The sequence below is a fragment of the Pseudomonas nabeulensis genome, assembly GCF_004682045.1.
Lineage (GTDB): Bacteria > Pseudomonadota > Gammaproteobacteria > Pseudomonadales > Pseudomonadaceae > Aquipseudomonas > Aquipseudomonas nabeulensis.
In genome coordinates this window covers 98981-121769 of the sequence record NZ_QUZT01000003.1, presented here as the reverse complement: position 1 = coordinate 121769, position 22789 = coordinate 98981, and the positions used below count along the sequence as shown (strand labels likewise).

22 protein-coding genes are annotated in these 22789 nt (G+C 59.2%); 5 read left to right on the top strand and 17 right to left on the bottom strand.

Annotated features, from left to right (window positions below; genetic code table 11):
- Nucleotides 1–9 precede the first annotated feature (9 nt).
- The 10 genes from tolQ to DYL61_RS02890 all read right to left on the bottom strand — a co-directional run bounded on the left by tolQ (nt 10) and on the right by DYL61_RS02890 (nt 7847).
- Nucleotides 10–705 carry a protein TolQ gene (gene tolQ / locus DYL61_RS02935; RefSeq protein ID WP_010208111.1) on the bottom strand — a complete coding sequence of 232 codons (696 nt, stop codon included), beginning with the start codon at nt 703–705 and terminating at the stop codon, nt 10–12.
- Between the two features lies 1 nt (nt 706).
- A complete protein-coding gene (gene ybgC / locus DYL61_RS02930; protein ID WP_135307133.1) occupies nt 707–1162 on the bottom strand; it encodes a tol-pal system-associated acyl-CoA thioesterase in 456 nt (151 codons plus the stop codon).
- A 138-nt stretch (nt 1163–1300) separates the two neighbouring features.
- A complete protein-coding gene (gene ruvB, locus DYL61_RS02925) occupies nt 1301–2359 on the bottom strand; it encodes a Holliday junction branch migration DNA helicase RuvB (RefSeq protein WP_135307132.1) in 1059 nt (352 codons plus the stop codon).
- Complete coding sequence (gene ruvA / locus DYL61_RS02920; RefSeq protein WP_016973269.1) at nt 2360–2971, bottom strand: Holliday junction branch migration protein RuvA; 612 nt, start codon at nt 2969–2971, stop codon at nt 2360–2362.
- A 68-nt stretch (nt 2972–3039) separates the two neighbouring features.
- The gene (gene ruvC / locus DYL61_RS02915) at nt 3040–3564 is read right to left on the bottom strand and encodes a crossover junction endodeoxyribonuclease RuvC (protein WP_135307131.1); all 525 of its coding nucleotides are present in this window, start codon (nt 3562–3564) and stop codon (nt 3040–3042) included.
- Between the two features lie 157 nt (nt 3565–3721).
- On the bottom strand, nt 3722–4468 hold the full coding sequence (locus tag DYL61_RS02910) for a YebC/PmpR family DNA-binding transcriptional regulator (protein WP_135307130.1): 747 nt from the start codon (nt 4466–4468) through the stop codon (nt 3722–3724).
- Between the two features lie 118 nt (nt 4469–4586).
- The gene (aspS, locus tag DYL61_RS02905) at nt 4587–6362 is read right to left on the bottom strand and encodes an aspartate--tRNA ligase (protein ID WP_135307129.1); all 1776 of its coding nucleotides are present in this window, start codon (nt 6360–6362) and stop codon (nt 4587–4589) included.
- A gap of 107 nt (nt 6363–6469) precedes the next feature.
- Entirely contained in the window at nt 6470–6691 is a 222-nt protein-coding gene (locus DYL61_RS02900; protein ID WP_010208103.1) for an FmdB family zinc ribbon protein, read from the bottom strand.
- A gap of 172 nt (nt 6692–6863) precedes the next feature.
- A complete protein-coding gene (locus DYL61_RS02895) occupies nt 6864–7193 on the bottom strand; it encodes a ribbon-helix-helix domain-containing protein (protein WP_135307128.1) in 330 nt (109 codons plus the stop codon).
- A gap of 180 nt (nt 7194–7373) precedes the next feature.
- On the bottom strand, nt 7374–7847 hold the full coding sequence (locus tag DYL61_RS02890; protein WP_105695396.1) for a Dps family protein: 474 nt from the start codon (nt 7845–7847) through the stop codon (nt 7374–7376).
- Between the two features lie 521 nt (nt 7848–8368).
- Here DYL61_RS02890 and DYL61_RS31700 point away from each other — a divergent pair.
- A complete protein-coding gene (locus DYL61_RS31700) occupies nt 8369–8971 on the top strand; it encodes a cold-shock protein (protein ID WP_135307127.1) in 603 nt (200 codons plus the stop codon).
- A 74-nt stretch (nt 8972–9045) separates the two neighbouring features.
- Here the strand turns inward: DYL61_RS31700 and DYL61_RS02880 are convergent, their stop codons facing one another.
- Together DYL61_RS02880 and DYL61_RS02875 are read right to left on the bottom strand one after the other, a co-directional pair.
- A complete protein-coding gene (locus tag DYL61_RS02880; protein WP_135307126.1) occupies nt 9046–9252 on the bottom strand; it encodes a SlyX family protein in 207 nt (68 codons plus the stop codon).
- Nucleotides 9253–9255: 3 nt separating this feature from the next.
- Nucleotides 9256–9681 carry an HIT domain-containing protein gene (locus DYL61_RS02875; RefSeq protein ID WP_135307125.1) on the bottom strand — a complete coding sequence of 142 codons (426 nt, stop codon included), beginning with the start codon at nt 9679–9681 and terminating at the stop codon, nt 9256–9258.
- A 742-nt stretch (nt 9682–10423) separates the two neighbouring features.
- On the opposite strand from DYL61_RS02875, the gene DYL61_RS02870 reads away from it, so the two are divergent.
- Complete coding sequence (locus DYL61_RS02870) at nt 10424–11722, top strand: OprD family porin (protein WP_135307124.1); 1299 nt, start codon at nt 10424–10426, stop codon at nt 11720–11722.
- 191 nt (nt 11723–11913) lie between these two features.
- Here the strand turns inward: DYL61_RS02870 and DYL61_RS02865 are convergent, their stop codons facing one another.
- Nucleotides 11914–12756, bottom strand: coding sequence for a mechanosensitive ion channel family protein (locus tag DYL61_RS02865; protein ID WP_135307123.1), 843 nt, complete (start codon nt 12754–12756; stop codon nt 11914–11916).
- 136 nt (nt 12757–12892) lie between these two features.
- A complete protein-coding gene (locus tag DYL61_RS02860) occupies nt 12893–13378 on the bottom strand; it encodes a YajQ family cyclic di-GMP-binding protein (protein ID WP_003175814.1) in 486 nt (161 codons plus the stop codon).
- A 123-nt stretch (nt 13379–13501) separates the two neighbouring features.
- On the opposite strand from DYL61_RS02860, the gene DYL61_RS02855 reads away from it, so the two are divergent.
- From DYL61_RS02855 to DYL61_RS02845, 3 genes are read left to right on the top strand one after another with little or no spacing between them, the layout of a single operon-like run.
- Nucleotides 13502–14419: a putative 2-dehydropantoate 2-reductase gene (locus DYL61_RS02855; protein ID WP_135307122.1), complete on the top strand. Its 918-nt coding sequence runs from the start codon at nt 13502–13504 to the stop codon at nt 14417–14419.
- Nucleotides 14420–14465: 46 nt separating this feature from the next.
- Nucleotides 14466–16502 carry a sensor histidine kinase gene (locus DYL61_RS02850; RefSeq protein WP_135307121.1) on the top strand — a complete coding sequence of 679 codons (2037 nt, stop codon included), beginning with the start codon at nt 14466–14468 and terminating at the stop codon, nt 16500–16502.
- A 2-nt stretch (nt 16503–16504) separates the two neighbouring features.
- Nucleotides 16505–17083, top strand: a complete 579-nt coding sequence (locus tag DYL61_RS02845) for a cob(I)yrinic acid a,c-diamide adenosyltransferase (protein ID WP_135307120.1) — start codon at nt 16505–16507, stop codon at nt 17081–17083.
- Nucleotides 17084–17611: 528 nt separating this feature from the next.
- Here DYL61_RS02845 and DYL61_RS02840 read toward each other — a convergent pair.
- From DYL61_RS02840 to secA, 3 genes are all read right to left on the bottom strand, one after another.
- Nucleotides 17612–18556: a Nudix family hydrolase gene (locus DYL61_RS02840; RefSeq protein WP_135307119.1), complete on the bottom strand. Its 945-nt coding sequence runs from the start codon at nt 18554–18556 to the stop codon at nt 17612–17614.
- A gap of 13 nt (nt 18557–18569) precedes the next feature.
- Entirely contained in the window at nt 18570–19787 is a 1218-nt protein-coding gene (gene argJ / locus DYL61_RS02835) for a bifunctional glutamate N-acetyltransferase/amino-acid acetyltransferase ArgJ (protein WP_135307118.1), read from the bottom strand.
- A 124-nt stretch (nt 19788–19911) separates the two neighbouring features.
- On the bottom strand, nt 19912–22647 hold the full coding sequence (secA, locus tag DYL61_RS02830) for a preprotein translocase subunit SecA (RefSeq protein ID WP_135307117.1): 2736 nt from the start codon (nt 22645–22647) through the stop codon (nt 19912–19914).
- Nucleotides 22648–22789 lie beyond the last annotated feature (142 nt).

Below are 22789 nucleotides of genomic sequence, written 5' to 3'. Positions count from 1 at the left end.
AATACCTGCTTATTCTTCGCTGGTGTGCACTTTACGGTGCAGGATCGCCTGGAATTCATCGGCGAAGGTGTAGTAACGGCCAATCAGGTTTTCACCGCGAGCGGCAAAACGGTTGTAGGCGATTACTGCCGGGATAGCCGCGAACAGACCAATCGCGGTGGCGATCAGGGCTTCGGCAATACCCGGGGCCACGGTGGCCAGGGTCGCTTGCTGGGCCTGGGCCAGGCCGCGGAAGGAGTTCATGATGCCCCACACGGTACCGAACAGACCGATGTACGGGCTTACGGAGCCGACGGTGGCGAGGAACGGCAGGCTCTGTTCCAGCTTCTCTTCTTCGCGGGAGATGGCAACGCGCATGGCACGGGCCACGCCTTCCATCACCGCTTCCGGATCGACGCCTGGCTGCTGGCGCAGACGGGAGAATTCCTTGAAGCCGGCACGGAAGATCTGCTCGACGCCCGAATCCGGGTCCGGGTTGCTGCCTGCCTGGCGGTACAGCTTGGACAGGTCGATACCCGACCAGAAGCGCTCCTCGAAGCTCTCCAAGGCACGTCGACCGGCACGCAGCAGGTTGCTGCGCTGAAAAATCATGACCCAAGAGGTAACCGATGCGGCTACCAGGGTCAGCATGACCAGTTGAACCACGACACTGGCATTGCTGACCAGGCTCCACATGGAGGAATGGTCGACGACGGTAGGTTCCACGCTAAATCTCCTGCTTTGATTGTTTACCCGCGCCGCTTACGTCGGCAAAGGCCGTACGTAGAGCTTCGGGAATGGCCCGGGGTTTCAAACTATGGGTGCGCACACAGGCCACCAGGAACTGCCCCTCACAGAGCAGCGTTGCATCCGTTGCCCGCCTGACCTGCTGTTTAAAGCGCAGGCTGGCACGGTTCAATTCGATTACTTCAGCGCTTACCAACAACTCGTCGTCCAGCCGCGCCGGTGCGTGGTAGCGCGCCTCGCTGGAATGCACGACGAATAACAGGTCCTCCCCTGCCAACTCGGACTGGGCAAAGCCCAGCTCCCGTAGCCGCTCGGTTCGAGCCCGCTCCATGAACTTGAGGTAATTGACGTAATACACGATGCCGCCCGCATCGGTGTCCTCGTAATAAACGCGACAACGATGTGCGAACGACTGATCCCCGTTTTGCGCGCGCATACTCTAGTGCTTACTCCTCAGGTTGCCAATTGGCTGGGCAACTGTTTTTTCATCCATTGAAACAATTCCAGTGACTGGATGACGACACCAGCCACTAGGACAGCACAAACCTCGAATAAATCGACTCGCGTGTTGCTTTTAATCGTCCACTGCATCGAGGAATTCGTCTACCACGGGCATCTCGCCCAATCGTGACGGAATGTTTAACCCGAAGTGCAGATAGGCATGACGCGTCACCACCCGCCCCCTTGGCGTGCGCATGATGTAGCCCTGCTGGATCAGGTACGGCTCCAGCACATCCTCGATGGTATGACGCTCCTCACTGATGGCCGCGGCCAGGCTGTCGACCCCTACCGGGCCACCGTCGAACTTCTCGATCATGGTCAAGAGTAGACGCCGATCCTGGTGATCGAAGCCATGTTCATCCACATCCAGCAGGTTCAACGCCAGGTCGGCCACGGCCTTGGTGATATGCCCCTTGGCCCGCACTTCGGCGAAGTCGCGCACACGGCGCAGCAGGCGGTTGGCGATTCGCGGTGTGCCACGGGCTCGACGGGCGACTTCAAACGCGCCCTCCGGGTCCAGCGGCAAGCCGAGGATGCTCGCAGAACGGCTGACGATGGTCGCCAGGTCAGCCGTGCTATAGAACTCCAGACGTTGAACAATGCCGAAACGGTCTCGCAGCGGGTTGGTCAACATGCCCGCGCGCGTGGTGGCGCCAACCAGGGTGAAAGGCGGCAGGTCGAGCTTGATCGAGCGGGCCGCCGGGCCTTCGCCGATCATGATGTCGAGCTGGAAGTCTTCCATGGCCGGGTACAACACTTCCTCGACGATGGGTGACAACCGATGGATCTCATCGATAAACAGCACGTCATGGGGTTCAAGATTGGTCAGCAACGCCGCCAAGTCGCCCGGGCGTTCCAGCACGGGGCCGGAGGTGGACTTGATCGACACGCCCATTTCCTGGGCAATGATGTTGGCCAGGGTGGTTTTACCCAGCCCCGGCGGGCCGAAGATCAACGTATGGTCCAGCGACTCACTGCGCCCGCGTGCGGCCTGGATAAACAACTCCATCTGCTCACGCACAGTGGGCTGGCCGATGTATTCGGCCAGGCTCAGCGGCCGGATGGCACGGTCCTGGACTTCTTCACGGTCGCGCGGGCCGGTGGCCGCGATCAGACGATCAGCTTCAATCACTTAAATCATTCCCTTCAGGGCGCGGCGGATCATGTCTTCACTGCTCAGGTTCTTGTCCTTGATGGCCGACACCGCCTTGCTGGCTTCCTGCGGCTTGTAGCCCAGGGAGATCAACGCACTGACGGCATCGCTTTCGGCACTGGCGACCTGGGCCGCCGGCATGTCCGGCTGGTTCGGCACCAGGGCGAACATGCTCGGTACCACTTCCCAGGCCTTGAAGCGGTCCTTGAGTTCCACCAGCAGGCGCTCGGCGGTCTTCTTGCCGACGCCCGGCACCTTGGTCAGCGCCGAGGTGTCCTGGGCGGACACCGCACGCACCAGTTCGTCCACTTCCAGGCTCGACATCAACGCCAGCGCCAGTTTCGGACCTACACCGTTCAGGCGAATCAGCTCGCGGAAAAAGTCGCGGTCGCGCTTGCCAATGAACCCATAGAGTAACTGCGCATCTTCGCGAACGACCAAATGGGTGTGCAAGGTCAGTGGCTCACCGACCGACGGCAAGCGATAGAGCGTGGTCATGGGCACTTCCAGCTCATACCCCAACCCATTGACATCCAGAATCAGGTGCGGCGGCTGTTTCTCAGCCAGGGTGCCGCGCAAGCGTCCAATCACGGTTCAAATCCTTAAAGCTTGAGGGTCAGTTCAAGGCCTGACCGGGAATAACGATTGCGCTGATGCTATCAGAGACGCAGGCGCCCGCCACGACTGCGTGCCGTGCCCAAACCGTGGGGCAACAGGCTGGATCGGGTATGCGCATGGCAAATGGCAATGGCCAGGGCGTCGGAGGCATCAATTTGCGGTTTTGCGGTGAGCTTGAGCATATGCATGACCATCATCTGCACTTGCTCTTTGTTGGCAGCGCCGGTGCCGACCACGGCCTGCTTGACCTGGGTCGCGGTGTATTCGGCGATTTCCAGGCCTTCCTCAGCGCCGGCAACGATCGCAGCGCCACGCGCCTGGCCGAGCTTCAGCGCCGAATCAGCGTTTTTCGCCATAAACACCTTTTCGATGCCCATGGTCACCGGCCCGTAGGTCTGGATCACTTCACGCACGCCGCGATAGACGATCTGCAGGCGTTCGGCCAACTCGCCCGCGCCGGTGCGGATGCAGCCCGAGGCGACGTAGACGCAGCCCCGCGGGGTCTGTTGCACCACGCCAAAACCGGTGATGCGCGAACCGGGGTCGATACCTAGGATTAAAGTCATAAAGCCTGCGGGTTGGGTAAGCACAATTTTTGATACACAGAAAATCCAATGTGGGAGGGGGCTTGCCCCCGATGGCAGTGGGTCAGATTAACAATCTGTTACTGACACACCGCTATCGGGGGCAAGCCCCCTCCCACATTTTGATCTACATCTACCCTCAGACCAGCTGTGCGGCTACTTCTTCGGGGATATCGGCGTTCGAATACACGTTCTGCACATCGTCCAGATCTTCAAGCATATCCAGCAGTTTCAACACTTTCTGCGCACCGTCCAGATCCAGCTCGGCACTGGTGGTCGGCAGCATCACGATTTCCGCATCAGTGCCTTTGAAACCGGCGGCTTCCAGCGCGTTGCGAACGGCGTAGAAGCTCGCAAACGAGGTGAATACGTCGATGGAACCGTCTTCGTGGGTCACCACATCGTCGGCATCCGCCTCCATCGCCGCTTCCATCAGCGCGTCCTCATCCGTGCCCGGCGCAAAGGAAATCTGCCCTTTGCGCTCAAACAGATAAGCCACCGAACCGTCAGTACCGAGGTTGCCGCCACATTTGCTGAACGCATGGCGCACCGCCGCCGCTGTGCGGTTGCGGTTGTCGGTCATGCATTCAACCATCACCGCTACGCCGCCCGGGCCGTAGCCTTCGTAGGTCAGCTCGACCATATCGTCGGTATCGGCAGCGCCGGCACCACGGGCCACGGCGCGGTCGATGATGTCGCGGCTCATGTTGGCGCCGAGGGCCTTGTCCAGCGCCAGGCGCAGACGCGGGTTGGAACCTGGGTCACCACCACCCTGGCGGGCAGCGACGGTCAGCTCGCGGATCCACTTGGTGAAGATCTTGCCTTTCTTGGCATCCTGACGCTCTTTGCGGTGCTTGATGTTCGCCCACTTGGAATGGCCAGCCATAACACAACTCCGAAATTCTCTAGAAACCTTTAAAACACAGCCCTTCTAACGCAAAGGCGCATCCGAAGATGCGCCTTTTTAGACTGCGTAAACCTCAATGCGCTTTCACGCAGCAGCCTTACTCAGCCTTCGGCGTCTCGCGCAGACGAATGTGCAGTTCGCGCAGTGCCTTGGCATCCACCACACCTGGAGCCTGGGTCATCACGTCCGCAGCACTCTGGGTTTTCGGGAAGGCGATCACTTCACGGATCGACTGGGCGCCAGTCATCAGCATCACCAGACGGTCCAGACCGAACGCCAAACCGCCGTGTGGCGGCGCGCCGTATTTCAGAGCGTCGAGCAGGAAGCCGAATTTCTCTTCCTGTTCCGCTTCGTTGATGCCCAACAGACGGAACACCGCCTGTTGCATCTCTTTGCGGTGGATACGGATCGAGCCGCCACCCAGCTCAGTGCCGTTAAGCACCATGTCGTAGGCACGGGACAGCGCGCCAGCCGGGTTGGCTTCCAGCTCGGCTGGCGAGCACTTCGGCGCGGTGAACGGGTGGTGCAAGGCACTGAAGCTGCCGTCGTCGTTCTCTTCGAACATCGGGAAGTCGACGACCCACATTGGCGCCCATTCACAGGTCAGCAGGTTCAGGTCATGGCCCAGCTTGATACGCAGCGCGCCCAAGGCTTCGCTGACGATCTTGGCCTTGTCGGCACCGAAGAACACGATATCGCCATCGACTGCACCCACGCGGTCCAGGATCGCGTTGAGGTTTTCCAGCGGGATGTTTTTAACGATTGGCGATTGCAGGCCGTCCACGCCGTTGGCGCGTTCGTTGACCTTGATGTACGCCAGGCCCTTGGCACCGTAGATGCCGACGAACTTGGTGTAGTCGTCGATCTGCTTGCGCGGCATGCTCGCACCGCCTGGCACGCGCAGGGCGGCAATGCGGCATTTAGGGTCGTTGGCCGGGCCGCTGAACACCTTGAAGTCAACTTCCTTGAGTTGATCGGCCACGTCTACCAGCTCCAGCGGGTTACGCAGGTCTGGCTTGTCGGAACCGTAGCGGCGCATGGCTTCTTCGAAGGTCATGTGCGGGAATTCGCCGAACTCCAGGTCAAGCACTTCCTTGAACAGGTTGCGGATCATTTGCTCGGTCAGGCCCATGATCTCTTTCTCATCGAGGAAGCTGGTCTCGATGTCGATCTGGGTGAATTCCGGCTGACGGTCTGCGCGCAAGTCTTCGTCGCGGAAGCACTTGGCGATCTGGTAGTAACGGTCGAAGCCGGCCACCATCAGCAGTTGCTTGAACAGCTGAGGCGATTGCGGCAGGGCGAAGAACGAACCCGCGTGGGTACGGCTCGGCACCAGGTAGTCGCGCGCACCTTCAGGGGTGGCGCGGGTCAGGATCGGGGTTTCGACGTCCAGGAAGCCGTTTTCGTCGAGGAAGCGGCGGATGCTGGTGGTCATGCGCGAACGCAGGCGCAGTTTCTCGGCCATCTCCGGACGACGCAGGTCCAGGAAGCGGTAGCGCAGGCGGGTCTCTTCGCCCACGTCGGAGTATTCGTTGAGTGGGAACGGCGGGGTTTCCGCTTCGTTCAGCACTTCCAGCTCGTAGCCCAGTACTTCGATGTCACCGGAGGCCATGTTCTTGTTCACGGCACCGGCCGGACGCAGGCGCACCTTGCCGGTGATTTTCACGACGTATTCGCTGCGCACGCGGTCGGCAGCAGCGAAGCTTTCGGCGCGGTCCGGGTCGAACACCACCTGGGCCAGACCATCACGATCACGGATATCGAGGAAGATCACCCCGCCGTGGTCGCGGCGACGGTGAACCCATCCGCAAAGGGTGATTTCCTGACCTTCCAGGGTCTCGTTCAGTTGGCCGCAATAGTGGCTGCGCATCATGGTAGTGGTTTCACTTCTCGTAATTCGAAATTCGGTGGAGGCTTGCCTCGTCACCGTACATTAAAGCAGGGGACGGATAATGCAGGAGCCTGCGCGTAGAGTTCAACTCAGTCTGCTTTGTCGCCGCCCGCAAGATTCTTCTTCGAGCCGGTCTTGAAGTCGGTCTCGTACCAGCCGCTGCCGCTCAGGCGGAAGCCTGGCATGGACAACATCTTCTTGAGCTCCGGTGCCTGGCAGGCCGGGCAATCGACCAGCGGCGCGGCGCTGATCTTCTGAATGGCTTCCAACTGATGACCACAGGAAGCACATTGATAGTCGTACATGGGCATGGCTATGTCTCGGCGATCAGAACGTTACTGCGCCACGCCTGTCCCGGGTAAACGCCGGCACGCGCAGCAAAGCGCGGGATTATATCTGGTAAATCGAGGCAGCGCAGCCGGCTTTCTGCCCCAGAACTCGCCCACCCGCAGGGTAGACCAGCCCTGGAACAATCCCGATGATTCAGGATTCAACACGCCCCTTGAGCAAGTGGACGACACACACGACCCTGACCAGCCCACTGAAGTTCTTCACCCCGCCATAGCGTAAATGCACTTCTCGGTCGACATACGACAGCAGCGCACTGACGGAACAGGCATTGAGCCTGGCGATTTCCGTGAGGATATTCCAATAGATCTGCTCCAACCGCAGGCAGGTGGAAAATCCATTCAACCTGACTGATCGGGACAAAGGCCTGGCCAGTCCCATATCGAAGCCTTTTACAAAAGGATCGATCTTCCATTTATAAAAACCACCAGTTTCCATCATTCCACTACCCACTGCGCGTGACATACACCTGACACTCCATTGCCAAACAGCAGTCCATGGGGCCTCCCATTGGACGATGGCCTTATAAGACCGCAGGCAGACTGAGGGAGCCAGAAGACGGGGAGTTGATAGATGTAGGACAACGCCAGGAAATGCGCGGAAACAAGCAAGCGGCGCCAGGACGGCGCCGCTGCGGGCTGACAGTTACTTGTTTTCCAGCAAGGAACGCAGCATCCATGCGGTTTTCTCGTGCACCTGCATACGCTGGGTCAGCAGGTCGGCGGTCGGCTCATCACTGACCTTATCGAGCAGCGGGAAAATGCCGCGGGCAGTGCGGGTGACGGCCTCTTGGCCGGCGACCAATTGCTTGATCATTTCCTCGGCGCTGGGGACGCCCTCCTCTTCCTTGATGGAAGAGAGACGTGCATAGATCGAATAGGCGCCTGGCGCCGGAAAACCCAAGGCCCGGATACGTTCTGCAATGGAATCCACTGCCAGCGCCAGTTCGTTGTACTGCTCTTCGAACATCAAGTGCAGCGTACGAAACATGGGGCCCGTGACGTTCCAGTGGAAGTTGTGGGTCTTCAAATAGAGTACGTAGGTATCGGACAGCAGCCGCGAAAGCCCATCGACGATGGATTTACGATCTTCTTCACTGATACCAATATCGATTGCCATGTTTTTCCCCTTCAATTGACGAGCATTCATTGATCAGGTGCAGACCCACTCTAGCAAGAGTGCCAGCAACGTGCAGCCGGGTAGCGTGTAGTGAGCGGGCTTGCCCCGCGCTGGGGGGCGAAGCCGCCCTAAACCCAGGCACCGCGGTGTATCAGTTATACCGAGCCGTATGGATCTGGGGCGGCTGCGCCCCCCCAGCGCGGGGCAAGCCCGCTCACTACAAGATTTGGCAAGCCGTTGAACAGTGTAGGAAATCTTCCCGGCAAACCGGGTAAAACACCTGCACCTGTCTAGGACAAGCGTTTGCCGCAGAAATCCCCTACGCCTTGCAACCCCTGTAAATGCTTGATTTGAGTAGGCACGGCCTTTGCTGTTAAATAGGCGGCGTGTCACTGCCGTTACTTCCTGCGACAGCGGCATAGGCTGATGCCCGCGCACGTGTCCACCGCCTCCCATTGTTCAGAAGCGAACCGTGCCAGTCAGCTCCTCCTTGTGATCCGTCTTAACGTGAGTTAATCAAAATGTTGAAAATCGTCCACCTGCTAACGGGCGTTGCAGCTTTGCTGCTGTCCTTTATACCGAGCTTGCAACAGGGAAGCCCTCCCTACCTGGAACAAAACGACGCTCTGTACCTGGCCATGTTCGGCCTTCTTAACCTGACGCTGGCACCGGTCATTCCTTACTGGAACAAAGGCACACGTCATCAACTGCAAAACCTGGTCAGTGCGTTGTTGGTGCTGACTGTTGTCGTACAAACCCTCACCCTCCTGGCACCTATGCCTGAAGTCGGTGGCCACCCGGCCATTCTGCTCAGCCTGGTGATTGCTGTAGTCGCCATTGTTCTTCACCTGGCCATCAGCTTCTACCGTTCGTCCCCTGCGGCCGCGTCGCAAAACTACGACATGACCAATCGGGATACCGGTACCGTCAAGTGGTTCAACACATCCAAAGGCTTCGGCTTTATTTCCCGTGATTCGGGCGACGATATCTTCGTCCACTTCCGGGCCATTCGCGGCGAAGGCCATCGCGTCCTGGTGGAAGGCCAGCGCGTGGAGTTCTCCGTGATGAATCGCGACAAAGGCCTGCAGGCCGAAGACGTGATCGCTGCACTGCCGCGTCGCTGATCCCAGCGTCTGCTGCAAAAAAAACCGCGACCCAGCGTTGGCTGGATCGCGGTTTTTTATTGCTCGCCTATTGATCAATAGTGCGGCGGCGGCGCTTCCTCTTCGGAGGTTTCGAACTGGCCGCCCATCTCCTCCTGGCGTTTGAGCAACGCGGTCATCTGCAATTGCAGACGCTCGACGGCCCGCTGCTGGGCAACCAGGATGTCATTGAGGGTCTCGATGGTGTCGTCCTGAAAGGCCAGGCGGCTTTCCAGGTCATTTACGCGATCTTGCAAATCCATGATTCAGCCCTGGGTAAAAACGAAGTCGGCAGGTAACAACTCGCGTAGACGTGCACGGATGGCTGCTACTTGTGCTTCGCCGTAAGGCTTGGCCGGGTGCTTGCCCCAGACCGGCGCCGGCCAGGCGGCGTCGTCACGCTTGCGCACGATCACATGCACATGGAGTTGGCTGACCACATTGCCCAATGCACCAATGTTCATCTTGTCGGCATTGAAACCTTCGTTCAGACACTGGGCCAGGGCTGTCGTTTCCTGCCAAAGCGTCTGCTGATCGGCGACACCCAGTTGAAACACTTCGCTGATAGCGTTGATACGCGGCACCAGGATGAACCAGGGGTAGTTGGAATCATTGGACAGCAGCAGGCGGCACAGGGGGAAGTCCCCGAGGGTCAGCGTGTCTTGTTGCAGGCGTTGGTCTAGGGCGAACACCGCGGGCACTCCATTCGGCAAGTCAGTTTCAGGCGCCCAGCATACCTTCGAATGGGCACGGCTTCACGGCGAATGCGGCAGGCTGGATGCAGGCCGACGAAAAGACATGCACCTTTTCAATGCAGACGATTAATTCAACTACGCTAATTCGGGCCTCAGCGAGACGCACCAAAATGACCCACTTGTGCTTCAAAGGGATCCGCCAATTACCCACTCGCAAGGGTGGAGCGGTAACGTTTTCTCTTGGAGCAGTGGCTACGTACGGCCAGGCAAGACTCTGGACGGGGAACCCGGTGAATACCAAACGGCGTAAAAAGCCCGTGCTTATGAGGTTTTGACACAGCCGTAACGTTTTTCACGAAAAAATGACATTCAATTTGTGCTTTGTGCACGCTTGTTGCATTGACCCCACTATCGTCGGCAACAACACCCATTTGGAAGCCGGTGTTACGCGATTAAAACAGCAGCGTTTCAATGCAATGCAGGGAAGGATTCAAACTTTAAAAAAGTTTGAAACAGTATTGAAGTTGTCAGTCCCGTTACAGTAAGGACTGTGAATTTGCGACATGGACCTAGCAATTTACGACAGCCTCGTAAAGAAGCTGAAAGGAAAGATGGGCAAGTATCGCCAATGATCGTCAGCGTGAGATACCTTTGCGCCGACACAAAAAGAAAGAGCCGCCCAGACAAAAATACAGGTGGGACGGCAGTACTCTTCCTAAAACCAAAGGAGCAAATCACGATGCGCGTGATGAAGTGGAGCATGATCGCCCTGGCTGTTTCAGCAGGCACCTCGCAGTTCGCAATGGCGTCCGCCCAGGACGATTCCAAGGGCTTTGTTGAAGACAGCACCTTCAGCATCAACACTCGTGCGCTGTACTTCAGCCGTGACTATCGCAATGAACCAGGCGATGGTTACACCATCATCAACGGCAAGCGTCAAAGCCGCTCCGAAGAGTCCGGCCTGGGCTTCAACGCTCTGTATCAATCGGGCTTCACACAAGGCACCATCGGTGTCGGTGTCGATGTCATCGGTTTGCTGGGCGTCAAGTTGGACAGCGGCAAAGGTCGCGTCGGCACAGGCCTGTTCCCGAAAGGCGCTGATGGTCGTTCCCAGGATGACTACTCCAAAGGCGGCGCTGCCATCAAATTCCGTATCTCCGATACGGTGTTGAAGGTCGGTGACCAATACACCACCGCGCCTGTGTTTGCCTCCGATGACAGCCGTCTGCTGCCCGAGCTGCCACAAGGTATTTCGATCACCAGCAATGAGATCAAAGGCCTCAAGCTCGAAGGCGGTCACTTTACTTCCAGCATCTCGCAAGCCCAGACCTACCACGACAGCCTTGGCCTGAAGAAAACCGACTTCGTCGGTGGTGTCTACTCGTTCACGCCTGAATTCACCGGCAGTCTTTACTACGCGAAAACCGAAGACTACTGGCGCAAATACTACGCCAACCTGAACTGGACCCACGCGTTGAGCGATGACCAGTCCCTGGCGTTCGACTTCAACATCTACGACACCAAAAGCGATGGTGCAGGCCTGCAACGCGCAGAAAAAGACGGCACCACCAAGCTCGACAACCGTGCGTTCAGCCTGCAGGGTGCGTACACCATTGGTGCTCATACCTTCACCCTGGCAGCCCAGAAAGTTACCGGCGACGGCGACTATGGCTACGGCGTCGACGGCGGCGGCACCGTATTCCTGGCCAACTCCGTGGCGCGTTCCGACTTCAACGCTGAAGACGAAAAATCCTGGCAGGCTCGCTACGACCTGAACATGGCCACCTTCGGCATTCCTGGCCTGAGCTTCATGACGCGTTACATCAGCGGTAGCGGTGCCAACACCGGCACCACCAGCAACGGCAAAGAGTGGGAACGCGACATCGAAGCTAAATATGTCATTCAGTCGGGTCCAGCCAAGGATCTCAGCCTGCGCCTGCGTCAAGCCACTTACCGCTCCAGCGATGCGGTGTATTACAACTCTCCGTCGCTGGACGAGTTGCGTCTGATCGCACAATACCCGCTGAACATCTTGTAATTGCCGGTTCAATTACAACGATGACTTAAGGCTTCGGCCTTAAACAAAAAGCCACCGCCTTGCATGCAAGGCGGTGGCTTTTTTATTGCAGTATTGTTTCAGCTGAAAAATAACTAGCAAGCTAACTAACGAGATTATTCCCGTAGGCTTGAACCTGACCTGACAGCCAAGTTCAACAGAGTCGCCTTCTATTACTTCGGCGCCGTTTCCTGCATCACACGAATAACCCGTTGCGGAAACGGAATATCAATTCCCGCCTCTTTCAAACGGTCACGTGCAAGTTCGTTCAACATAAACACAACGTCCCAGTAATCCGGCGTCTTGGTCCAGCAACGCAGGGAAACCGTGATAGAGCTGTCACCCAAGGTCGAAACCACTGCCGCCGGAGCCGGGTCGGCCAACACGCGGGGGTCTTTCGCCAGTTCCAGCAATACCGCACGGGCTTTTTGCAGGTCGGCCTCGTAGTCCACGCCCACGTCAAACACCACCTTGCGAGTCGGCTGACGGTTGGTGTTGGTGATAAGACCGTTGGACAGGCTGCCGTTAGGAATGATCACTGTCTTGTTGTCACCGGTGCGCAGCACCGTGTGGAAGATCTGGATGCTGTCCACGGTGCCGGAAGTCCCCTGGGCTTCGATCCAGTCACCGATGCGGAACGGGCGGAACAACAGAATCAGCACGCCACCGGCAAAGTTTGCCAGGCTGCCTTGCAACGCCAGGCCAATAGCCAGTGTCGCGGCACCAATCGCGGCAACGAACGAGGTGGTTGCCACGCCGATCATCGAAGCCACGTTGACCACCAGCATGACTTTCAGCGCAATGTTCGCAAGACTGGTGACGAAGTGTTGCAACGCCAGGTCTGCGTTACGCAGCGCCAGCAAACGCCCCACGCGATGGGTCAACACGTTGATCAGCCACCAACCGATGGCCAGAGTGATGATGGCCAACAAAAAGCGGCTGCCATATTCCATGATCATCGGGATCCACGACTGGGAGGTCGTGATCAAGTGATCCACTTCAGCGTTCAAATCCATCTACATTCTCCTGTCGAGCGGATGTTCGGTATTTTCAAATGGCCAAAAATGCAATTGAGCCCCGAAGGGCCCAATAGTAGGCGCTGGTTCTGGGGCGTGGGACGCCAAAAACGCCCTCAGGTTCCCCAAATGGCCATCAGTCGCGGAAGTTATTGAATTGCAGCGGCATGTCGAAGGTCTTGGCGCGCAGGGCAGCAATGGCCTCTTGCAGATCGTCACGTTTCTTGCCGGTGACACGCACCTGCTCACCCTGGATGGCGGCCTGGACTTTCAGCTTGGCATCCTTGATGTGAGCGACGATTTTTTTCGCCAGCTCCTTGTCGATGCCTTCCTTGAGCACGGCTTCTTGCTTCATCAGTTTGCCGGAAGCGTAGGCATCCTTGATTTCAAGGCACTGCGCATCGATCTTGCGCTTGACCAGCGACAGCTTGAGGATCTCGATCATCGCTTCCAGCTGGAAATCGGCTTCAGCGGTCAGGTTGACGGTCAGCTCCTTTTCCTTGAATTCGAAGCTGCCCTTGCCTTTCAAGTCATAGCGACGGTCCAGTTCCTTGACGGCGTTCTCGACGGCGTTGGTGACTTCGTGTTTGTCCAGTTCGGATACCACGTCGAACGAAGGCATGTCATTTCTCCAATATAAGGGGCGGGCTCAGTAGAGATGGAGCGCGCCCGAGCTAAAATGCCGGGGCATTATAGCGGTTCTTTCGCCGCGTTCACTGCGGGCAGCCTTACGGAGCACAAACTGATGTCGACCACCTGGCATATTCTCGGCGCTGGCAGCCTGGGCACTCTCTGGGCCGCACGCCTGGCCCGTGCTGGCGTGCCTGTGCGGCTGATCCTGCGCGACAAGACGCGCCTGGCCAGTTACCAGGCTGTGCAAGGCTTGACGTTGGTGGAGCATGGGATAGCGCACACCTACCCGGTAATCGGCGAAACGCCTGACAGCCCCCAGCCAATTCATCGCCTGATGGTGGCATGCAAAGCCTACGATGCCCAAGGCGCCGTCGCACAGCTGCAACACCGACTGGCCCCGGACGCCGAACTGATCCTGCTGCAAAACGGCCTCGGCAGCCAGGACGCCGTCGCCGCGCACCTGCCCCAGGCCCGCTGTATTTTTGCCTCCAGCACCGAGGGCGCGTTTCGCGACGGGGACTGGCGCGTGGTGTTTGCCGGCCATGGCTACACCTGGCTGGGAGACGCGAGCCACCCGACGCCGCCGCTATGGTTGGAAGATCTGGACGCTGCCGGCATCCCCCACGAATGGAGCACCGATATCCTCACGCGACTGTGGCGCAAACTGGCGCTCAATTGCGCGATCAACCCACTGACAGTGCTGTACCAATGCCGTAATGGTGATTTGCAGGCTCATCAATGCGAAGTCGCAACCCTATGCGCCGAACTCAGCGAGCTACTGGAGTGCTGTGGTCAACCCGCCGCCGCCGTGGACTTGCAGCATGAGGTGGAACGCGTGATCCACGCCACCGCCGCCAATTACTCCTCCATGTACCAGGATGTGGCCAACGCCCGGCGCACCGAAATCAGCTATCTATTGGGCTATGCTTGCCAAGCGGCGGCGCGTCATCAACTGAACCTGCCGCATTTGCAACAGTTGCAAGTGCGCCTGGTCGACCACTTGCTTGCACGTGGATTGCCCCGCGACTGAGCCTCGCGCTACCCTGCCCGCCTGTCTATCACCTGGGAAAACCCTGATGCCGCTGCGCCAGCGTCTAGAAAATCTACCGGTAGGGCAGAAACTGCTGGCCGCCCTGCTGGTGCTGTTGACCACCGTGCTACTGGTGGCCAACCTCACCTTTATCAGCGCCGCCTACTGGATCTCCCAGGAAAGCATGGCTCCCCAGGCCTTGCAGGCCATCGGTCGCCTGGTGTCCAACCCGGCCCTCGCCGCCGAGGCCCTCGAATCGCCGGCCAAGGCCGACGCATTGCTCAACGAATTGACCAGCTATTCGCCCTTGCGCGCCGCCGCCCTGTACGACGGTGAGGGCAATCGCCTGGCACAGATGCAACATGGCGACCGCCTGCACCTGCCGGACAACTACCGGCATATCGAGGCCTGGCGCGTCACCGAGTTTCGCAGCAACCAGGTCATCACCCTGCCCCGCGCCGGCCAACCATCCGGGCATCTGCTGCTGGTGGCCAGCAGCGAACTGCCAGTGGCGTTCTATACCGGCACCTTGACCGCCAGCCTGGGCATCCTGATTTTCAGCGTGCTGCTGTGGCTGGTCATCGCCCGGCAGATCAAACGCCTGATCACCCGGCCGATCCACGAATTGGAAGAACTGTCACGCCAGGTCACCCGCGAAGAGAACTACGCGCTGCGTGCCGGTCGTGGCAACCACGATGAAATCGGCAGCCTCGCCGAAGCCTTCAACACCATGCTGTCGCGCATTGAAGCCCGCGAGCAGCAACTCAAGCGCGCGCGGGACGATTCCCAGGCGGCCTACGATCAGGCCCAGGGGCTGGCCGAGGAAACGCGGCATACCAACCGCAAGCTGGAGCTGGAAGTCCAGGTGCGCAGCAAGATCGAGAAAAAACTTACCGGTTTTCAGAACTACTTGAACAGCATCATCGACTCGATGCCCTCGGCGCTGATCGCCCTGGATGAGCAGCTTTACGTCACCCAATGGAACCAGGAAGCCAGCGCCCTTTCCGGCACGCGCCTGGACGAAGCGTTGAACCAGCCCATCTACCTGGCGTTCCAGCCGCTCAAGCCGTACCTGCCGCAGATCCGCGCCACCGTCGAGCAACACACCGTGGAGCGTATCGAGCGCGTGACCTGGTTCAAGGACGACGAACCCAAGCATTACGCCCTCACGTTCTACCCGCTGATGGGCGGAGCCGGGCGCGGCGTGGTGATCCGTATCGATGACATCACCGAGCGCCTGTCCCTCGAAGAAATGATGGTGCAGTCGGAGAAGATGCTGTCGGTTGGCGGGCTTGCCGCTGGCATGGCCCACGAGATCAACAACCCACTGGGGGCGATCCTGCACAACGTGCAAAACATCCGCCGCCGCCTGTCTCCTGATTTGCCGAAGAACCTTGAACACGCCGAACAGGTGGGCATCGAACTGGAAACCGTCAACCATTACCTGCAAAGCCGCGAAGTGCCTCAATTGCTCGACGGTATCCAACAGGCCGGAGCGCGGGCGGCGAAGATCGTTACCCATATGCTCAGCTTCAGCCGGCGCAGCAATCGGCAGATGGCGCCTTGCGACTTGCCGGCCTTGATTGATCAGGCAGTGGAAATCGCCAGTAATGACTTTGACCTGGCCATCGGTTTCGACTTCAAGGGCCAGGCCATTGTCCGCCAGTTCGATCCCCAGCTCGGTCCAGTACCAGGTACCGCCAACGAACTGGAACAGGTGCTGCTCAACCTGCTGAAAAACGCCGCCCAGGCCATTCACCTGCGTGAAGACGACAGCGAGCCGGGGCGCATCATCTTGCGTACGCGCCTCAACCCGCCGTGGGCGGAAATTCAGGTGGAAGACAACGGCATCGGCATGAGCGAAAGCGTGCGCAAACGTACCTTCGAGCCATTCTTCACCACCAAGGAAATCGGCCAGGGCACAGGCCTTGGGCTGTCGGTGTCGTACTTCATCATCACCAACAACCACAAGGGCCAGATGGAAGTGCATTCCACCCTCGGTCAAGGTACGTGCTTCACACTGCGCCTGCCCTTGGCTGGCAGCCAACTGCCACCCTACGAACTCACCCAACTGGAGCACTGACCATGGGCTTTCGCCTGTCGAAGATCTACACCCGCACTGGCGACAAGGGTGAAACCGGCCTTGGCGACGGCCGCCGCGTGCCCAAGGACCATCCACGGGTGGAGGCGATTGGCGAAGTCGATACGCTGAACAGCCAGTTGGGGCTGTTACTGGCCAATCTGGAGGAACAGAGCGGCAAATACCCTGAACTGAACGATGTCATCGAGGTGCTCGCACCCTGCCAGCATCGCCTGTTTGATCTGGGCGGTGAGCTGGCGATGCCGGTGTACAAAGCACTGAACGCCGCGGAAGTGGACCGCCTGGAAGCGGCAATTGATCGATGGAATGAAGAAGTCGGGCCGCTGGAGAACTTCATCCTGCCCGGTGGCTCGGCGCTGATTGCCCAAGCCCACGTGTGCCGCAGCCTGGCGCGCAGTGCGGAGCGGCGGTGTCAGCAGTTGAATGCGGTGGAGCCGCTGGAGGGGGTTGGGTTGGCGTATATCAATCGATTGTCGGATTTGCTGTTTGTGGCGGCGCGGGTGATTGCCAAAAGGCAGGGGGTGGCTGAGGTGTTGTGGCAGGCCGCAGCCAAGCCACACTGATGCTTATTTAGTGACTGATAGGGCCTCATCGGGGGCAAGCCCCCTCCCACATTTTGAATGCATTCACAAATCAAAGGTGGGAGGGGGCTTGCCCCCGATGAGCATAGGTATCTACACAATTTTGAGCATTGCTGCTGGACCTGTGGCGAGGGAGCTTGCTCCCGTGACGGCCTATCATGCGACCGAGTCTTACCGGATGTACACCGCCCTGATGTGGGAGGGGGCTTGCCCCCGATAGCGGCCTGTCGGTGTACATATCCGTTATTTGCGTAACGGCGGCTTATGGTTCCGCTCTTACAGCGGCTCACTTTTGGAAGGACCGGAATGCCGGCCCAGCCAAAAGTAAGCAAAAGGTCCTCGCCCCACCACTCGGCACCTCGCCTAGGCTCGGTGTGCCCTCTCTCCGGCCAGCGTGGTTTAACGGGGCGCCTAAGATCAAGATCAAAATCCAGAGCCAGGGCTTCGGGTTTTGTCAGGTCCGGTAGTTGTGTAGATACCTATGCCCCAATGAAGCCAGTCAGAACACCATCAAACCTCAGGCCAAAACGCCCGAATCCCCGCCACACCCTGAGCCCCAGCCTCCCAAGCCTTCTCCCGCTCGGCAGGCCCAACCCCACCCAGCAGAAATACCGGTTTGCTGAAACCACGGATCAACTCAGCGGCCTGCTCCCAGCCCAAAGGCTGCGCATCCGGATGAGTCTGGGTCGGCTGCACCGGCGACAATGTGACGAAATCCACATCCATCAATTCCGCCAGGGCCAGCTCCTCGGCGTTATGGCACGAAGCCGCCAACCAACGATCCTTGGGCAGCGGTCGACCTTTGCTCGCGTATTTGCGCAATTGCGCCGAGGTCATGTGCCAGCCGGCCGAAGGAAAATCCCCCAACCATTCGAACGGCCCCTTGAGCATCAATTGGGCCTTGCCAGCACACAGGCCGACCGCATCCACCGCGAGGTCGCGGTATTTGGGGTCGTAGCCATTGGGCGCGCGCAGTTGAACCAGCTTGATACCGCCGGCAATGGCTTTCTGGATACCCCGCAGCAGCGTCGGCGTTTCCAGCTCGCCCGGGGTGATCAGGTACTCGGCAGGCAAGCGCGCAGCGGCAACGATTGGCGCATTGGCCGCGGGGAACTCGTAGTTGATCAGATCCCGCGGGGCAACCCACTCCAAGGGCTGCCCTTCAACACCATGGGGCTCGCCGGTAAACGCCGAGACTTCCCAGACATCCAGCAATACCTGTTTGTCCGGGTAGTCATGTTGCACCTTGATCAACGGTCGCGCTGTGGTGACCTGAATGCCCAGCTCTTCCTGCAATTCGCGGGACAGCGCGTCGGCGACCGACTCATCGGCCTCCACCTTGCCACCGGGAAACTCCCAAAGGCCGCCCTGATGCTGGGTATCGGCGCGGCGCGCCAGCAGGATCCTGCCGTCGACACCGCGGATCACCGCTGCTGCTACATGCACTCGTTTCACCGCGCTGATCCTCTTAGGTCCGGTATTCCGCGTTGATCTTCACGTACTCGTGGGACAGGTCAGTGGTCCAGATGGTTTCGCTGCACTCACCGCGGCCCAGTTCGATACGAATGGTGATTTCTTCCTGCTGCATCACCGCCGAACCTTGCGCTTCGGTGTAGCTCTCGGCGCGGGCGCCACGGCTGGCGATGCACACGTCGCCAAGGAACACGTCGATCTTGCTCACGTCCAGGTCCGGCACACCGGCACGGCCTACAGCGGCCAGAATGCGACCCCAGTTCGGGTCGGAGGCGAACAGCGCAGTCTTGATCAATGGCGAGTGGGCCACGGTGTAGCCCACGTCCAGGCATTCCTGGTGATTGCCGCCGCCGTTGACTTCAACGGTGACAAACTTGGTGGCGCCTTCGCCGTCACGCACGATGGCCTGGGCGACCTCCATGCACACGTCGAACACCGCCTGCTTCAATGCAGAAAACAGCGGGCCACTGGCCGAGGTGATTTCCGGCAGGTTGGCCTGGCCGGTGGCGACCAGCATGCAGCAGTCGTTGGTCGAGGTGTCGCCATCGATGGTGATGCGGTTGAATGACTTGTTGGCACCGTCCAGGATCAGGCTGTGCAGCACGTCACGGGAGACTTTGGCGTCGGTGGCGATATAGCCGAGCATGGTGGCCATGTTCGGACGGATCATGCCCGCGCCCTTGCTGATGCCGGTCACGGTGACAGTCACACCGTCGTGCACGAACTGACGGCTAGCGCCCTTTGGCAGGGTGTCGGTGGTCATGATGCCGGTGGCGGCCGCCGCCCAGTTATCCACAGACAGGTCATCCAGCGCGGCCTGCAATGCGCCTTCGATCTTCTCGACCGGCAGTGGCTCACCGATCACACCGGTGGAGTACGGCAGCACTTGGCTGGCATCGACGCCGGTCAGTTGGGCCAGCTTGGCGCAAGTGCGCGCAGCCGCCACCAGGCCTGGCTCGCCGGTGCCGGCGTTGGCATTGCCGGTGTTGGTCAGCAGGTAACGGATGTTACCGGCAACACGTTGCTTGGCCAGGATGACGGGAGCAGCGCAAAACGCGTTGAGGGTGAACACACCGGCGACGGTCGAACCTTCGGCACAGCGCATCACCACCACATCCTTGCGCCCAGGGCGCTTGATGCCGGCCGAAGCGATACCGAGTTCAAAACCGGCAACCGGGTGCAATGTGGGCAAAGGACCAAGACCAACAGCCATGAATGCGCTCCTCAAAAATTAGGTGATGTCTGTGCCGTCGTGATCGACGGTGAAATTAATGGCAAAACGCCGCGACGGCACAGGCCGGTCGCGGCGCGGGGTGTTGCAGCGTCAGGCAAAAATCTTAGTTGATTTCGCCGTGGCAGTGTTTGAACTTCTTGCCCGAACCGCACCAGCACAGTTCGTTGCGGCCCAGCTTCTGGTCGTTGCGAACCGGGGTCTGGGCCAAGGCCACATCGACCTCTTCGCCCAAAACTTCAGGCTGCTCAAGCCCCGGTGCTTCGTCGTGCTGGAACTGCATGCGCGCAGCCAGTGCTTCGGCTTCCTGACGCAGGCGAGCTTCTTCCTCGACCGGGTCTTCGCGACGCACCTGGACGTGGGACAGCACGCGAATCGAGTCGCGCTTGATCGAATCCAGCAACTCGGAGAACAGCGTGAACGACTCGCGCTTGTACTCCTGCTTCGGGTTCTTCTGGGCGTAGCCACGCAGGTGGATGCCGTGACGCAGGTGGTCCATGGTCGACAGGTGGTCTTTCCACAGGTCGTCCAGCACGCGCAGTACGATTTGTTTCTCGAAGGTGCGCAGTGCTTCGGCACTCGCCTGCTCTTCTTTCTCGTTGTACGCGGCCAGCAGCTCGGTCATCAGCTTCTCGCGCAGGGTTTCTTCGTACAGGTGGTCGTCTTCGTCCAGCCACTGCTGAACCGGCAAGTCCACACCGAAGTCGCTCTTCAGCGCAGCTTCCAGACCGGCAACATCCCACTGCTCAGGCAGCGATTGTGGCGGGATATGGGCGCTGACGGTGGCGTTGAGCACGTCCTGACGGAAGTCGGCAATGGTCTCGCCAATGTTGTCGGCGGCCAGCAACGTGTTACGCATGTGATAGATCACTTTACGCTGTTCGTTGTTGACGTCATCGAACTCCAGCAGTTGCTTACGAATGTCGAAGTTGCGGCCTTCAACCTTGCGCTGTGCCTTCTCGATGGCGTTGGTCACCATGCGGTGTTCAATCGCTTCACCGGACTGCATGCCCAGGGCTTTCATGAAGTTCTTCACGCGGTCCGAGGCGAAGATACGCATCAGGCTGTCTTCCAGCGACAGGTAGAAGCGGCTGGAACCGGCGTCACCCTGACGACCGGCACGACCACGCAGCTGGTTGTCGATACGACGCGATTCGTGACGCTCGGACGCGATCACCTGCAGGCCGCCGGATTCCAGCACCGCCTGGTGGCGTTTCTGCCAATCAGCCTTGATCTGGGCGATCTGCTCGGGGCTCGGGTTTTCCAGTGCCGCAACTTCCACTTCCCAGTTGCCGCCCAACAGGATGTCGGTACCACGACCGGCCATGTTGGTGGCGATGGTCAGTGCGCCAGGGCGACCGGCCTGGGCGATGATCTCGGCTTCTTTTTCGTGGAACTTGGCGTTGAGGACTTTGTGCTCGATGCCTTCTTTATTGAGCAGGTTGGAAACGTGCTCGGAAGTCTCGATGGTCGCGGTACCCACCAGGATCGGACGCCCCTGGGCCATGCCGTCCTTGATGTCGTTGATGATTGCCGCGTACTTCTCTTCGGCCGTCAGGAACACCAGGTCGTTGAAGTCTTTACGCGCCAGTGGCTTGTTTGGTGGGATCACCATCACGGCCAGGCTGTAGATCTGGTGGAATTCGAACGCTTCGGTGTCGGCCGTACCGGTCATGCCGGACAGTTTGTTGTACAGACGGAAGTAGTTCTGGAAGGTAGTAGACGCCAACGTCTGGCTTTCAGCCTGGATGTTGAGGTTTTCCTTGGCTTCGATGGCCTGGTGCAGGCCTTCGGACAAACGACGGCCCGGCATGGTACGGCCGGTATGTTCGTCAACCAGGACCACCTGGCCGTCTTGCACGATGTACTCGACGTTGCGGTGGAACAGCTTGTGGGCACGCAGGCCGGCATAAACGTGGGTCAACAGGCCCAGGTTATGCGCCGAGTAGAGGCTCTCGCCCTCGGCCAGCAAACCGATCTGGGTCAGCATGTCTTCGACGAACTGGTGACCGGCTTCGTTGAGCTCGACCTGGCGGGTCTTCTCGTCGATGGTGAAGTGACCTTCTTTGGTCACCACGCCTTCCACTTCTTCGATGTGCTGGGTCAGACGCGGAATCAGCTTGTTGATTTCGGTGTACAGGCGCGAGCTGTCTTCGGCCTGGCCGGAGATGATCAGCGGGGTACGGGCTTCGTCGATAAGGATGGAGTCGACTTCGTCGATCACGGCAAAGTTGAGTTCGCGCTGGAATTTTTCTTCCATGCTGAACGCCATGTTGTCGCGCAGGTAGTCGAAGCCGAATTCGTTGTTGGTGCCGTAGGTGATGTCGGCAGCGTAGGCGGCGCGCTTCTCTTCCGGCGGCTGGAACGGCGTGACCACGCCGACCGTCAGGCCGAGGTACTCATAGAGCGGACGCATCCAGTTGGCGTCCCGGCGGGCCAGGTAGTCGTTCACCGTCACAACGTGCACGCCCTTGCCGGACAGTGCGTTGAGGTAAACACCCAGGGTCGCTACCAGGGTCTTGCCTTCACCGGTACGCATTTCGGCAATCATGCCTTCATGCAAGGTCATGCCGCCGATCAACTGGACGTCGAAGTGGCGCATGCCCATGACACGCTTACCGGCTTCACGGGCAACCGCAAAGGCTTCGGGAAGCAGCTTGTCGAGGGTTTCACCTTTGGCTATGCGGGCCTTGAACTCTTGGGTCTTGGCGCGCAATTGCTCGTCCGACAGGGCAACCATCTGCTCTTCGAAGGCATTGACCAGCTGCACCGTCTTGAGCATGCGTTTGACTTCGCGCTCATTCTTGCTTCCAAAAAGTTTCTTTAACAAAGGCGCAAACATATCGGCAGGTTCTTCCACACATAGGGATGGAGGGCGCACCGTGAGTGGCCCGAGCAGCCCTCACGGCCGCATGCGAACGCGCATTCTACCCGGATTCGTGGGTGAGGAAAGTGGCGTTGTTCCCCGATGCTGGCATGGTGCT

Bases quoted from the DNA above. Each gene is read 5' to 3' on its own strand.
- ybgC (WP_135307133.1), bottom strand. From the start codon at position 1,162: ATGCGCGCGCAAAACGGGGATCAGTCGTTCGCACATCGTTGTCGCGTT.
- ruvC (WP_135307131.1), bottom strand. From the start codon at position 3,564: ATGACTTTAATCCTAGGTATCGACCCCGGTTCGCGCATCACCGGTTTT.
- DYL61_RS02910 (WP_135307130.1), bottom strand. From the start codon at position 4,468: ATGGCTGGCCATTCCAAGTGGGCGAACATCAAGCACCGCAAAGAGCGT.
- aspS (WP_135307129.1), bottom strand. From the start codon at position 6,362: ATGATGCGCAGCCACTATTGCGGCCAACTGAACGAGACCCTGGAAGGT.
- DYL61_RS02900 (WP_010208103.1), bottom strand. From the start codon at position 6,691: ATGCCCATGTACGACTATCAATGTGCTTCCTGTGGTCATCAGTTGGAA.
- DYL61_RS02895 (WP_135307128.1), bottom strand. From the start codon at position 7,193: ATGTCACGCGCAGTGGGTAGTGGAATGATGGAAACTGGTGGTTTTTAT.
- DYL61_RS02890 (WP_105695396.1), bottom strand. From the start codon at position 7,847: ATGGCAATCGATATTGGTATCAGTGAAGAAGATCGTAAATCCATCGTC.
- DYL61_RS31700 (WP_135307127.1), top strand. From the start codon at position 8,369: ATGTTGAAAATCGTCCACCTGCTAACGGGCGTTGCAGCTTTGCTGCTG.
- DYL61_RS02880 (WP_135307126.1), bottom strand. From the start codon at position 9,252: ATGGATTTGCAAGATCGCGTAAATGACCTGGAAAGCCGCCTGGCCTTT.
- DYL61_RS02870 (WP_135307124.1), top strand. From the start codon at position 10,424: ATGCGCGTGATGAAGTGGAGCATGATCGCCCTGGCTGTTTCAGCAGGC.
- DYL61_RS02865 (WP_135307123.1), bottom strand. From the start codon at position 12,756: ATGGATTTGAACGCTGAAGTGGATCACTTGATCACGACCTCCCAGTCG.
- DYL61_RS02860 (WP_003175814.1), bottom strand. From the start codon at position 13,378: ATGCCTTCGTTCGACGTGGTATCCGAACTGGACAAACACGAAGTCACC.
- DYL61_RS02855 (WP_135307122.1), top strand. From the start codon at position 13,502: ATGTCGACCACCTGGCATATTCTCGGCGCTGGCAGCCTGGGCACTCTC.
- DYL61_RS02850 (WP_135307121.1), top strand. From the start codon at position 14,466: ATGCCGCTGCGCCAGCGTCTAGAAAATCTACCGGTAGGGCAGAAACTG.
- DYL61_RS02845 (WP_135307120.1), top strand. From the start codon at position 16,505: ATGGGCTTTCGCCTGTCGAAGATCTACACCCGCACTGGCGACAAGGGT.
- argJ (WP_135307118.1), bottom strand. From the start codon at position 19,787: ATGGCTGTTGGTCTTGGTCCTTTGCCCACATTGCACCCGGTTGCCGGT.
- secA (WP_135307117.1), bottom strand. From the start codon at position 22,647: ATGTTTGCGCCTTTGTTAAAGAAACTTTTTGGAAGCAAGAATGAGCGC.